Consider the following 13,190-nt stretch of genomic DNA (forward strand, 5'->3'; position numbering starts at 1 on the left):
CGTTATGCAAACCTCACAATATCAGCCCGTTACGCCGGGTCTATGGGGCTTCCTTAAATCAATCCACTTTGAAATTGAAGGCTAAATACCGCTGAAAATGGCGCAAGCGCAAACGAAGGCGTGAGTGGGAGCAATTGCGCGCCCTAAACAGGTGCAACCACGTATGCAGGCACAAAAAAACCGCCTCGGATCAGGCGGTTTTGTTTATGACGCAGACATTTACAGGCTCGACGGCCTTAAAACGATTTGCTGCGCTCGATCATTTTTTTGAACTGTTCGTCTTCTTTCTTGGACTCGATCACGGCTGTCATAACAGAGGCTACGAACATGGCGCTGATGAGGGCTGCAAGCAAAGTCAAGAAAGTAAACATGGAGAATCTCCAGAAAAGTGGATGATTACTCCCGCTCGATCAATAGTAGTTCATATATTGAGTGCGGGATGTGAGCTGTGGAAAGTCCGGGCCGTTCTGAGCCGACTTTTCGCTGTGAAGGCTGAACATGACAGCGACCATAGCGATAACCAGCATGGTCCAGGCTGTGCTGATGACGCCAATTTTAGCCGAAGTAGACTGTTTTTCTTTGGAAAACATGTGCTTGTTCCTTACCTGCGATTTCAACGCGCAATCTCTGATCCGGTTCCGCGTTATTGTTAAAAATCGATTAGCATTGCGCCTCTGAAGCGTTGTTGAATGCTTCGTTCATCTGCCGTTCAGAAAATCGGCAGTTTGCGTCAATCCATGAAAACGTATTCGACAGCAAAAGATGTTGCGATTGTCAGCATCATCATGAACACCAGCATTTCCGTCTCCGTGAGGGCATCTTGCCCGTTCGCCATTCGATGAGACCTTTATAGACATTGGCTTTGAAGCCGCGCTGAACGGGGTATTCATGTGATGTTCACTCCGCTGTTTGGCCGCTGAGACAAGCTTACGGTCTTGCGAAGACTGGGCTTCCATGACAAAAGGCGGCACAACCAACGTTAAGTATCGGGAGCGATATGACGATTGCCTTTTACCCCGGATCATTTGATCCGATGACCAACGGACATCTGGATATATTGATCCAGGCGTTGAACGTTGCGTCAGAGGTTATCGTTGCTATCGGCATTCACCCCGGCAAGTCGCCTATGTTCAGCTTTGAAGAACGGGCTGACCTTATCCGTCGCTCGATGAACGATGTTTTGCCGGAAGCGAGCGCGCGCCTGCGGGTCGTCTCTTTTTCCAATCTGGTCGTGGATGCCGCTCGTGAACACAGCGCAACACTACTGGTGCGCGGCCTGCGCGATGGTTCTGATCTCGACTACGAAATGCAGATGGCTGGCATGAACAGCCAGATGGCGCCTGATGTTCAGACCATCTTTCTGCCTGCGGCAACGGCATCCCGGCCCATTACCGCCACATTGGTTCGTCAGATCGCAGCAATGGGCGGTCGTGTAGAGTCCTTCGTGCCGAAAGCTGTGCTTGAAGCCCTTAACAGCAAGCTGAAACGCTAGTTCAGCCATTATTCTGGAGCCAATTCCGATGAAACTGCTTCGCTATGCCTTTGCCGGCGCACTTTTTGTCAGCGCCGTTGCTGCCAGCACATTCGCTTCTGCTGCTGAATTTCTGACTATCCAGCTTAAGGATGGCCCCGTCGTCATCCAGCTCGCGCCCGAAGTTGCGCCCAAGCACGTTGCGCAGATCAAGGCGCTGGCTGAAAAGGGTGCCTATGACAATGTCGCGTTCCACCGCGTCATTCCAGGCTTCATGGCCCAGACGGGTGATGTGCAATACGGCAATATGGCCAAATCCTTTGACGCCCAGCGCGCAGGAACAGGCGGCTCGGACCTGCCGGACCTTCCAGCCGAGTTTTCCAAGACACCGTTTGAGCGCGGCACGGTCGGCATGGCCCGCTCGCAGAGCCCCAACTCTGCCAACTCGCAGTTCTTCATCATGTTCGATCAGGGTTCGTTCCTGAACGGACAATATACCGTTGTCGGCCAGGTCGTGTCCGGCATGGAATTTGTCGACAAGATCAAGAAGGGCAAAGGCGGTAACGGCGAAGTTTCCGATCCTGACCGCATGGTCAAAGTTACCGTCGGCAAGAAATAAAACCGGGCGAAGACGCCCAAAATTAGGAGAGACATCATGGCCGAGATCAAAGATCCCGAAAACACCCTCATCATGGAAACAACGACTGGCAAGGTCGTGATCCAGCTTATGCCAGAAGTGGCACCGGGCCACGTTGCACGCATCAAGGAACTGGTGTCCGAGCAGGCTTATGACGGTGTTGTTTTCCACCGCGTCATCACCGATTTCATGGCGCAGACCGGCGACGTGAAGTTCGGCAAGAAGGGCTCCGAGAGCTTCAACCCGGCACGCGCCGGCATGGGCGGCTCTGAAAAGCCTGACCTGCAGGCTGAATTTTCGGCCATTCCGCACGTTCGCGGCACATGCTCCATGGCCCGTTCGCAGAGCCCGAACTCTGCCAACTCGCAGTTTTTCATCTGCTTCACAGACAGCCCATGGCTGAACAAGCAGTACACTGTCTGGGGCCAGGTCATTGAAGGCATGGAAGCCATCGACAAGATCAAGCGCGGCGAGCCTGTGAAGGATCCCGATTCGATCGTCTCCATCCGTCTTGCTTCTGCCGCTTAAGCGTAGGATAAAGACTTGTCACCCGCCTCGCAGGCAACTGCGGGGCGGGTTAATTATGTTTGTTATGCACTGATTTCTCCTTCGTCATCCTCGGGCTTGACCCGAGGATCTACCCACGTTTGATGTTGGGGTTCGTTAGATCCTCGGGTCAAGCCCGAGGATGACGGAGGGAAGCTCAGCGCATGACCGCAAACCTCTACTTGCCTTAGCCCAGCGTGAAGGCGGGTTTTGCTTTAGAGCCCATCATGCGTGTAGACCTTTTCGACTTCGACCTTCCAGATGAGAATATTGCGCTGCGCCCGGCCAATCCGCGTGACAGTGCGCGTTTGCTTGTGGTCGATCCGAATGTGGACCGCATGACGGACCATCAGGTTTTCGATCTTCCCGGCTTTCTTAAACCCGGCGACGCGCTGGTGTTCAACGATACGCGGGTGATTCCCGCCCAGCTGGAAGGTGTGCGGCTGCGCGAAGGTGCGCCGGAAACGGCTGTTTCCGCTACGCTTCATATGCGCGTTGATGCCAGCTGCTGGAAGGCTTTCGCGCGACCTGGGAAGCGCATCAAGCAAGGCGACCGTATCCGCTTCGGTTACGAGCGCGACAATGCCTGCGGTCTCGCGTTCTTGGAAGCGACGGTTGAGGAGAAAGGCGAAGAGGGCGAAATCACCCTGCTTTTCGATCTCTCCGGCCCCGCTCTCGATGAAGCCATCGCATCTGTCGGCCATATTCCGCTTCCGCCTTACATCGCGGCCAAGCGACCAGAAGATGCGCAGGACCAGATGGATTACCAGACCATTTATGCTCGCGAAAAAGGTGCCGTTGCGGCGCCCACGGCTGGCCTTCATTTTACGCCCGCGCTTTTTGATAAGCTCGATCAGGCCGGGGTGGAACGCCACTTTGTGACGCTGCATGTGGGTGCGGGCACGTTTTTGCCTGTCAAGGCTGATGACACCGAGGAGCACAAGATGCACCTTGAAATCGGCTATGTATCCGAAGAGACGGCAGTGAAGCTGAATGCTGTGAAGGCGCGGGGCGGGCGCATTATCTGCGTCGGCACCACCTCGCTGCGCCTGATCGAGAGTGCGGCGACAGATGAAGGCCAGATCAAGCCTTGGTCTGGCGCGACAGGCATTTTCATAACGCCGGGATATCGCTTCAAGGCGGTCGATATTCTGATGACGAATTTTCACCTGCCGAAGTCCACGCTGTTCATGCTGGTCTCAGCGTTTTGCGGGCTGGATACGATGCGCAAGGCCTATGCCCACGCGATCTCGACCGCCTACCGTTTCTATTCCTATGGCGATTCCAGCCTGCTTTTTCGGAAGAACTGATGCAAGAGAACTTTACCTTCACCCTCAAAGCAACCAGCGGCGGTGCGCGCCTTGGCGAAGTGGCCATGCCACGCGGCGTCATCCGTACACCTGCCTTCATGCCGGTTGGCACGGTTGGCACCGTCAAGGCCATGTATCTGGATCAGGTGCGCGATCTGGGTGCTGATGTCATTTTGGGCAACACCTACCATCTGATGCTGCGGCCCGGTGCGGAGCGCGTGGCGCGACTGGGCGGCCTGCATGAGCTGATCCGCTGGCCGCACCCGATCCTCACCGATAGCGGCGGGTTTCAGGTCATGTCGCTGTCTGGGCTGCGCAAGCTGGATGAGAAGGGCGTAACCTTCAAAAGCCATATCGATGGCTCCTATCACCACATGTCACCGGAGCGCTCGATCGAGATCCAGGGGCTGCTGGGATCTGATATCCAGATGCAGTTGGACGAGTGCGTCGCACTGCCAGCGGAGCGCAAGGAAATCGAGCGCGCCATGGAAATGTCGCTGCGCTGGGCAGAGCGTTGCCGCGTTGCGTTCGGCGAACAACCGGGCAAGGCCATGTTCGGCATCGTGCAGGGCGGCGACCAGCCGGACTTGCGCATCCGCTCGGCTGAAGCACTGAAGCAGCTTGATCTGAAGGGCTACGCTGTTGGTGGCCTTGCTGTGGGTGAGCCGCAAGAGGTGATGCTGGGCATGCTCGACATTACCGTTCCGGCCTTGCCGAGCGAAAAGCCACGCTACCTGATGGGCGTGGGAACACCGGATGACCTGCTGAAATCTGTGGCGCGTGGCATCGATATGTTCGATTGCGTCATGCCGACACGCTCAGGCCGTCATGGTCTGGCCTTCACCCGTCGTGGCCGGGTCAATCTTCGTAACGCCCGCCATGCGGAAGACATGCGTCCGCTGGACGAACAGTCCAACTGCCCGGCATCGCGGGATTACTCGCGCGCCTATCTGCACCATCTCTCGCGCTCCAACGAAGCGCTCGGCGGCATGCTGCTTTCATGGCACAATCTGGCCTATTATCAGGAACTGATGCAGGGCATCCGCAAATCCATCGAAGAGGGCCGCTTTGCGGATTTCTACGCCGAAACCATTGAAATGTGGGCAAAAGGCGATATCGATCGCCTATGATGTCATTTATGGCGGGATCGAATGGATTTGCTGACTTCGCCCTATGTTCTGTTTCGCGATGACAAGACCGGCACGGTAACGCTGTTTACCGAGCCGGACGAGCTTATCGTGGCAAATGAGGCGGAGGACTTCTTTCCGGCGCTGGAGCGGATGCAAACCGCGCGTGCCAGTGGCAAATATCTTGCCGGTTACATGTCCTATGAAGCCGGGTATCTTTTCGAACCCAAGCTGGCTCCGCTTGCGCAGGTGAAGCGGGACGTGCCGCTGCTGTGCTTTGGCGTGTTCGCGTCGCCCTCCGGTGACATGTCGCCGCCCCCGTCTCTCATGAATGCGGACGACTTTCTGGGCGATATCAAGCCCGGAAGGACGCTTGACGAATACAGCGCGCAATTTGCCAAGCTGCATCAGCATCTGCGGCAGGGTGACTGCTATCAGGCCAACCTGACCATGCCGATCAATGCCCGTTGGTCGGGGGATCCGCTGACCGCTTTCTGGTCGCTGATATCCAGGCAGCCGGTCAAATACGGCGCGCTTCTCGATCTCGGTGGCCCTGTCATCCTGTCGCGCTCACCAGAGCTTTTTTTCTCATTGAAGGATGGTTGGATCGAGACGCACCCCATGAAGGGAACGGTCAAGCGTGGCGCATCGCCTGAGGATGACGCCGCATTGATCGCGACCATGCTGCAGGACGAAAAGACGCAGGCCGAGAACCGCATGATCGTGGACCTCCTGCGCAATGACATATCCCGCATCATCGAGGTCGGCACACTGGAAGTGCCCAAGCTGTTCCACATCGAAACCTATCCCACCGTGCACCAGATGGTGAGCCATGTGCGGGGCAAGCTTCTGCCTGACATGACCGTCACGGATATTTTCGCAGCACTCTTCCCCTGCGGTTCGATAACGGGTGCGCCGAAAATGCGGGCCATGGAAATTCTGCACGATCTGGAGATCGGTCCCCGCAACGCCTATTGCGGCGCAATCGGCATGATGTCACCCGATGGAGATATGCGGTTCTCGGTGTCAATCCGCACCATCACGCTGTTTGAGGATGGCACTGCCACCTTCAACGTCGGCGGCGGGATCGTGTTCGATTCGGTGGCTGAAGCGGAATATGAGGAGTGCCTGCTCAAGGCGAAATTCGCGACGGGTGACAGGCGGCTGGGGTAGAGCTGTTTGGCTAGACCGATGGCACTACATGCACCGTGAACGTCATCCTCGGGCTTGTCCCGAGGATCTAACGAACCCCAACATTGAACGTGGTCAGATCCTCGGGACAAGCCCGAGGATGACGTTGAGGTTGCCTTGCTCCTCTCGTCTTTTCGGCAAAACAGGAACGGCATTTCCCAATAGCAGCGTCCTCCGGCACATGGCACCGAAGGACAATTTCGGTTGATTGATCAATCAATCAATAAACGACAACGCCACGGATGCTTTCACCCGAGTGCATCATGTCGAAGCCCTTGTTGATGTCTTCGAGCGGCATGGTGTGGGTGATCATTGGGTCGATCTGGATCTTGCCTTCCATGTACCATTCGACAATCTTCGGAACGTCGGTGCGGCCACGGGCGCCACCGAAGGCGGTGCCCATCCAGTTGCGGCCTGTGACCAGCTGGAAGGGACGCGTAGAGATTTCCTGTCCTGCACCGGCCACGCCGATGACGACCGACTTGCCCCAGCCGCGATGCGATGATTCCAGCGCCTGACGCATGACCTTCGTGTTGCCGGTGCAATCGAATGTGTAATCCGCACCACCGATCGTGTCGCCGTTGCGTTTCGTCAGATTGACGAGATAAGGCACGATGTCGTCGCCGACTTCCTTTGGATTGACGAAGTGCGTCATTCCGAACTTTTCACCCCAGGCCTTGCGGTCATTGTTGATATCGACGCCGATAATCATGTCGGCACCGGCAAGACGCAGGCCCTGAAGCACGTTGAGGCCAATGCCGCCGAGACCGAAGACGATGGCCGTCGAGCCGATCTCGACCTTGGCGGTGTTGATGACGGCGCCGATGCCCGTCGTTACGCCACAGCCGATGTAGCAAATCTTGTCGAAAGGCGCGTCAGGATTGACCTTGGCCAGCGCAATCTCCGGCAAAACCGTGAAATTTGCGAAGGTCGAGCAGCCCATATAGTGGAAGATCTTGTCCTTGCCGATGGAAAAGCGGCTGGTGCCATCTGGCATCAGGCCCTGGCCCTGCGTGGCGCGGATGGAGGTGCAGAGGTTCGTTTTACGGCTGAGGCAGGAATAGCATTCGCGGCACTCCGGCGTGTAAAGCGGAATGACGTGATCGCCTTTCTTCAGCGACGTTACACCCGGGCCTACGTCAACGACGATGCCCGCACCCTCATGTCCGAGAATGGCTGGAAACAGGCCTTCCGGGTCTGCGCCTGAGAGCGTAAAATCATCCGTGTGGCAGATGCCGGTCGCCTTGACCTCGATCAGCACTTCGCCAGCGCGTGGTCCTTCAAGCTGAACCGTCATGATTTCCAGTGGCTTGCCTGCCTGAACAGCGACTGCGGCGCGAACGTCCATTTGCGTCTCCATGATTGCTTTGTAAATTCGAAAAGACTTTTGCCCGACCTCAGCGGTTGGAACAAGGGTAGGTGTCGATTTTCGTCAAACTTCTGAAACCGCAACGATGGTGCGGTTTGCGGCGCGGCGCTCTCGCCAGATGATGAAAAGGCCTGATGTAACGATGATGACGATGCCGAGCCATTTCGATGCCGTTGGGAAATCGGAAAACAGCACGTAGCCCAGCACGGTTGCGGAAATGATTTCGAAATACTGAAACGGGGCGAGCAGGGACACGGGTGCTAGACGAAATGCCTTGACGACGAGGAGGTGCATGTAGCCGGATATGGAGCCGAGCAACACAAGCAGAACGAGGCCATGGCCCCAGCCGGGCAGCGCCATTTCGAAATTCACATCGCCGAGCCCGTGGCCTATCAGCAAGGCAGCGGCCATGAAAACCGTTCCGGCAATGCCAGCCATGGTCTGCATGACGAGCGGGCTGTCCGCATCCCCCATCGCACGGTTGAGAAACAGATAGAGCGTGAAAAGGAATGCGCAGGCAACCGGCAAAAGCGAGGTCCAGCCGAAGACTTCGAAGCTGGGCTGTATGACGATCATCGCGCCGATGAAGCCGACTGCAATGGCCGACCAGCGCATCCAACCGACCCTCTCGCCCAGAAACAGCGCGGACATCATGGTCAGCAGAAATGGTTCGACGAAATAGATGGCGAAGACATCTGCCAGCGGCATGTATTTGACCGCCGCGAAGAAGCAGAGGCTGGCCGCCGCATGCAGCACGCCGCGCAACAGGTTCAGCCACGGGCGTTTGGCCGCCAGCAACGCCTTTGGCGACATGATCATCAGCAATGGAAGTGTGCAGACGAGCTGAAAGAAGAACCGATAGAAGGTGACCTGCGCAGGAGACATGCCTTCGCTGACCGCCATATATTTGGCAATCGCGTCCATGATCGGCAGCACGATCATGCAGCCGGCCATGATCAGCATGCCCTTCAGTGCGTCTGAATTTGTGATTGTCGAGGTCATTCGATCACCATTTGTTCCGAAAGTGACCTTCATCTGAGTCTGAACGCCGTTGCAACCGGAATGACGGAAAAACTGGATTTGGGCGAGGGCAGGTTGGCAGAGCTGACGTTGCCCGCATGGCCCGTTTGAGGGGCCATGCGGGTGGCTTCACTTCATTTGTCGCGGGTGACGGACATTTCACCGAAGATGCGGGCCATTTCCTTCTGGACATTCTCGTCCGTGGAGCTGCTCGTATTTGCAGGAGCAACCCGTTCCGGCTCAATCTTTCCGCCAAGTTGCTCAAGGGTCACGGCAGGTGCGCCAGCAGCATTGTTACGGGCAATTTCCGCCTCTAGGAAGCTTTCGAAATCACTAGTCAGCTGATCGCCGAAAACAGCGCCGTTTTCATCCGGTGCAAGCGGCGCTGGCTTGGCCGGGCTTGCCGTGGCGGTGATGGGTGCCTCGGCGCGGTATGTCGGCAGCACGCGCTCCCTTGCAGCCTCAAGGAAATCGACAGCGCTATTTTGATCGATGACTGGAGCAATGAAGGCAGGCTCCGGCTCTATTAAAGGCGTCGGTGCAGGCGCTTGGACAACTGGCGGTTCCTGCACGGCCGGGGCAGGCGGCTTAGGCCTCGCAACGGGTTCCGCTGCCACGGCTGCCGGTATCATCGCAGGCACTACGGCTGCTGTGAGCGGCGCAGACGCGGGTTCTCTGGCAAAACTTCTCGGCGCGTTTGAAACGTCTGGAACGGGTTGTACTGCTGGTGGCGCTGGTCTCGGTGCGGGCTGGACTGGGGCAGGGATGCTTGCCGCAGGCGCTTGAGACGGGGCAGGCCTTGGTGTTGGCGCTGGTGCGGCAGTTGCAGGTGTTGGCCGCGCAGCGACAGGCGGTGCTGGCTGTGGAGCAGGCGAGGGAGCGCGTGCCGGTCTTTGCTCAGGCTGAGGTGCGACTGCTCTAGGGGCCGCTGGAATTGGCGTGCGCATCTCTGTTTCGGTGCTTGGCGCCAGTGCTCTTGTCCGTTCGACTGCAATTGCCTTTTCGGGAGTCGTGGTTTCAAGCATCGCATTCTGAGGCTCTTGCACGTCCTTCATGAAGGGAATGGCACCAATGCCGCTCTCAATCACGATATCTGTCGGGCCGCCGATCATGACGAGATGTTCGACATTGTCCCGGCGAACGAGAACGAGCCTGCGGCGCGCATCGACGGCGGTTGCATCCAGAACCTGCAGGCGGGGTTGGCGATTTTTGCCGCCGCGAATGAAGGGGGAAGATCCGCCACGCCGGCGAATGATCCACAAGATGATTGCCAGAGCCAGAAGCGCCGCGCCGACGCCAACGACAGCAACGATGAGGTTGTTGCCATAAGCGCCGATAAATTCGTCCATCATGGAGCCAATCCCTTTGGTCTTTTGTCGGTCAAATGAATGTCGCACCCGAAGTCATCAAGCTATCTGGTGCGAAAAGACGATTTTTTTCCGTCGAGTACAAGTTTTTATGCGTTGGACTTAGCCAAATTGCTGAGCATTTCAACCGTCCTCAACGCTTCGACGTGGCAAAGGTGCCACGCGAGCCTCGATATCGCATGAAAAATGTTGCATTCGCTGTGTATTGACAAAGGTTTATGGGGGCTTGGAGCTTTTTGACATTTGAGCGAATTGCTACAAGGGATAGACAAAGACGATTCCGTTCGGGGCATTTGTGCCCGAATGCGCAGGGATCGGCAAAACTGCAAGGGTTAGAGCCTCAATGACCAAGGTCAGCCAAGCCAGCGACAATGACTTTCCGTTGGTGGACAGGCGCGCCCGATCAGGCACCCTGTTGCGCATTCTGTTGCTGGCACTTGTGCTTGTGGCTGCTGCCGTCGGTTTCGTCTATTTCAAGGATTCGCTGGAAAATGAGGTTGTCCTCGGTATCCTCGGCATTCTTGCGATGCTGGGCATCTTCTTTCTGGTGTCGTCTGCCATTGGCTTCATCGAGGTCATGCCGCAATCCCAGTCCGATGGTATGGCGAGGCGCTTCCTCTCTTCTCACCCGGATGGAACGCTGATCACCGATATCAAGGGTCGCCTGGTTTATGCCAACGCGACCTATTGCCAGATGACGGGCGCGACACGGGCAACCGACATTCAGAGCCTGGAAACGCTGCTTTCAAAAGACAGGGAATCCACCGAGGCGCTGTACCGGCTGATCAACGGCCTGCGCGATGAGAAAAATGGCTATGAGGAGTTCCGGCTGCTCAGGCCCTTGAGCGAGACGAAATCTCAGGCCGGTCCGCACTGGTATCGTCTGAAAGCGCGTCTGCTGAAAGATACGAGCGACAACACTCTGCATGTGTTTCAGATTGCCGATATCACCACCGAACGCGAAGATCAGGAGCGGTTTTTTCGCGAATTGCAGAATGCCATCGACTATCTCGACCACGCTCCGGCTGGCTTCTTTTCTGCGGGCAAGAAGGGCGAGATCGTCTATCTGAATGCCACCCTGTCACAATGGCTTGGAATTGATCTGGCGCAGTTCTCCCCGGGATCGCTGACCGTATCCGATATCGTGGCCGGTGAAGGCATGGCGCTCATCGAATCCGTTCATCCGCAGGCGGGCACGAACCGCACGGAGATGCTGGATCTGGACATGCGCCGGGTCAACGGCCAGAGCATGCCAGCGCGGCTGGTACATCAGGTAACCGCCACACGCGATGGTGCGCCGGGCGAAAGTCGCACAATCGTGCTGATGCGCTCCAAGGGCAAGGAGGATGCCGAATCGGCGTCCGCCATGCGGTTTACCCGGTTCTTCAACAATACTCCGATGGCGATTGCCTCTCTGGATGGCGAAGGTCGCATTCTGCGCACCAATGCGCCGTTCCTCAAACTGTTCTCGGGCATTGTCGGGCGTGACGATATCGACAATGGCGTCGTTCTGGATGCGGTGCTGCTGGAAATTGACAAGCCGAAATTGCTGGAGGCGATCGAAGCCGCCAAGGATGGTCAGGGCGATATAGCGCCTTTCGACTCGCGCCATCCGACCGATGAGACACGGCATTTCCGTTTCTATGTTCACGCTGTGCTGGATCAGGATGACGAGGCGCCGGAAGAGGTTGCCATTGTTTACGCCATCGAAGTGACCGAGCAAAAAGCGCTTGAGACGCAGATGGCGCAGACGCAGAAGATGAATGCGGTCGGCACGCTGGCGGGCGGCATCGCGCACGACTTCAACAACGTTCTCACAGCCATTCTGCTGTCGTCGGACCACCTTTTGCTTCAGGCGCGCCCGGCGGATGCAAGCTTTGCAGACCTTATGGAGATCAAGCGCAATGCCAACCGCGCTGCGGTTCTCGTGCGGCAGTTGCTGGCCTTCTCCCGCAAGCAGACGATGCGCCCGGCCGTGCTGAACCTGACCGATGTTATTGGCGATCTCAGAATGCTGGTTGACCGGTTGATTTCCGGCACGAATGTCAAGCTCGAGGTGGACTACGGTCGAGATCTCTGGCCGGTTAAAACCGATCTTTCGCAGTTCGAGCAGGTGCTGATCAATCTCTGCGTCAATGCGCGCGATGCGATGCCGCAAGGCGGAAAAATCAAGATCATTACCCGCAATATGGCTGCGGATCAGGTTATCGCGCTTGGGCGTGCAGACCTGCCGCAGGAAGATCTCGTTATGATCGAAGTGGCCGATACCGGCACCGGTATTCCGCCCGAAATCATGGACAAGATTTTCGAGCCCTTCTTCACCACCAAGGAAGTGGGCAAGGGGACCGGGCTTGGTCTTTCGATGGTCTATGGCATCGTCAAGCAATCGGGCGGCTATATCTATCCGGATTCGGAAGTGGGCAAAGGTACAGCCTTCCGCATCTTTCTGCCCCGTCACATTATCGAAGTGGTGCATCAGACCGAAGAAGAGATCGCTGCACGCACAATCGCAGATGCCGCTGCCGCAAAGGATGTGGCAAAGGCAGAGCTGCTTGATCTGACGGGCAAGTCCGCTGTCGTGCTTCTGGTCGAGGACGAGGAAGCGGTGCGCCGTGGTGGAAAGCGTATGCTGGAAACGCGCGGCTACACCGTGCATGAGGCAGGCTCCGGCACCGAGGCACTTGAGGTTCTCGAAGAGCTGGAAGGCAAGGTCGATATTGTCGTTTCAGACGTTGTCATGCCCGAAATGGATGGCCCGACGCTGCTCCGTGAGCTTCGCAAGACCTACCCGGACATGAAGTTCATTTTCGTTTCTGGATACGCGGAAGACGCCTTCGCCAGAAACTTGCCCGCCGACGCAAAATTCGGTTTTCTTCCAAAGCCGTTCTCATTAAAGCAGCTTGCCGTTGCCGTGCGTGAAATGCTCGATAGTGAAAATTGACAGGTCACGGGACTTCAAATACCCTGATTTCCGGGTATTTGGAGATCGTGCGTTGACAAGCTGGCCTATCGAAGCCTTGCGTCTCCACTTTCGCCATTTGGAGGCGCAAAATTTACGATGACCTGCTGATACAGCTGCAGAATAACAAGACGCTGGACGAGGTCGGAGACACTCTGGCCGAAATTCAGGCTCTCTTCGGGTTCCGTTGCTA

At 56.8% G+C, this 13,190-nt stretch carries 12 protein-coding genes; 7 read left to right on the plus strand and 5 right to left on the minus strand.

The window, feature by feature from the left end; translation table 11 throughout:
• Nucleotides 1-236: 236 nt before the first annotated feature.
• Both RQI55_RS04720 and RQI55_RS04725 read right to left on the minus strand, forming a co-directional pair.
• Nucleotides 237-371: a hypothetical protein gene (locus RQI55_RS04720; protein ID WP_311272103.1), complete on the minus strand. Its 135-nt coding sequence runs from the start codon at nt 369-371 to the stop codon at nt 237-239.
• 39 nt (nt 372-410) lie between these two features.
• A complete protein-coding gene (locus tag RQI55_RS04725) occupies nt 411-590 on the minus strand; it encodes a hypothetical protein (protein WP_192066805.1) in 180 nt (59 codons plus the stop codon).
• Nucleotides 591-997: 407 nt separating this feature from the next.
• Between RQI55_RS04725 and coaD the strand changes: the two genes are divergently transcribed.
• The 6 genes from coaD to RQI55_RS04755 all read left to right on the plus strand — a co-directional run bounded on the left by coaD (nt 998) and on the right by RQI55_RS04755 (nt 6,264).
• On the plus strand, nt 998-1,492 hold the full coding sequence (gene coaD / locus RQI55_RS04730) for a pantetheine-phosphate adenylyltransferase (protein ID WP_243255916.1): 495 nt from the start codon (nt 998-1,000) through the stop codon (nt 1,490-1,492).
• A gap of 28 nt (nt 1,493-1,520) precedes the next feature.
• A complete protein-coding gene (locus RQI55_RS04735; protein WP_243255918.1) occupies nt 1,521-2,090 on the plus strand; it encodes a peptidylprolyl isomerase in 570 nt (189 codons plus the stop codon).
• Nucleotides 2,091-2,126: 36 nt separating this feature from the next.
• A complete protein-coding gene (locus RQI55_RS04740; protein ID WP_042619388.1) occupies nt 2,127-2,636 on the plus strand; it encodes a peptidylprolyl isomerase in 510 nt (169 codons plus the stop codon).
• 245 nt (nt 2,637-2,881) lie between these two features.
• The gene (gene queA / locus RQI55_RS04745) at nt 2,882-3,964 is read left to right on the plus strand and encodes a tRNA preQ1(34) S-adenosylmethionine ribosyltransferase-isomerase QueA (protein ID WP_243255919.1); all 1,083 of its coding nucleotides are present in this window, start codon (nt 2,882-2,884) and stop codon (nt 3,962-3,964) included.
• The gene (gene tgt / locus RQI55_RS04750; protein WP_042619390.1) at nt 3,964-5,094 is read left to right on the plus strand and encodes a tRNA guanosine(34) transglycosylase Tgt; all 1,131 of its coding nucleotides are present in this window, start codon (nt 3,964-3,966) and stop codon (nt 5,092-5,094) included. The genes queA and tgt overlap by 1 nt, the downstream gene beginning before the upstream one ends.
• A 27-nt stretch (nt 5,095-5,121) precedes the next feature.
• On the plus strand, nt 5,122-6,264 hold the full coding sequence (locus RQI55_RS04755; RefSeq protein WP_243256955.1) for an aminodeoxychorismate synthase component I: 1,143 nt from the start codon (nt 5,122-5,124) through the stop codon (nt 6,262-6,264).
• Nucleotides 6,265-6,502: 238 nt separating this feature from the next.
• Here the strand turns inward: RQI55_RS04755 and RQI55_RS04760 are convergent, their stop codons facing one another.
• From RQI55_RS04760 to RQI55_RS04770, 3 genes are all read right to left on the minus strand, one after another.
• Nucleotides 6,503-7,630: an S-(hydroxymethyl)glutathione dehydrogenase/class III alcohol dehydrogenase gene (locus tag RQI55_RS04760; protein ID WP_042619392.1), complete on the minus strand. Its 1,128-nt coding sequence runs from the start codon at nt 7,628-7,630 to the stop codon at nt 6,503-6,505.
• 84 nt (nt 7,631-7,714) lie between these two features.
• Complete coding sequence (locus tag RQI55_RS04765; protein ID WP_243255920.1) at nt 7,715-8,653, minus strand: DMT family transporter; 939 nt, start codon at nt 8,651-8,653, stop codon at nt 7,715-7,717.
• A 152-nt stretch (nt 8,654-8,805) separates the two neighbouring features.
• Nucleotides 8,806-10,023 (minus strand): flagellar biosynthetic protein FliO, encoded by a 1,218-nt coding sequence (locus RQI55_RS04770; RefSeq protein ID WP_409233682.1) that lies wholly within the window; start codon nt 10,021-10,023, stop codon nt 8,806-8,808.
• Nucleotides 10,024-10,381: 358 nt separating this feature from the next.
• Here RQI55_RS04770 and cckA point away from each other — a divergent pair, with 358 nt between their 5' ends.
• Nucleotides 10,382-12,979: a cell cycle histidine kinase CckA gene (cckA, locus tag RQI55_RS04775; protein ID WP_311272102.1), complete on the plus strand. Its 2,598-nt coding sequence runs from the start codon at nt 10,382-10,384 to the stop codon at nt 12,977-12,979.
• Nucleotides 12,980-13,190: the final 211 nt, after the last annotated feature.

This window comes from Rhizobium sp. WCS2018Hpa-16, from assembly GCF_031843705.1.
Classification (GTDB): domain Bacteria; phylum Pseudomonadota; class Alphaproteobacteria; order Rhizobiales; family Rhizobiaceae; genus Agrobacterium; species Agrobacterium tumefaciens_C.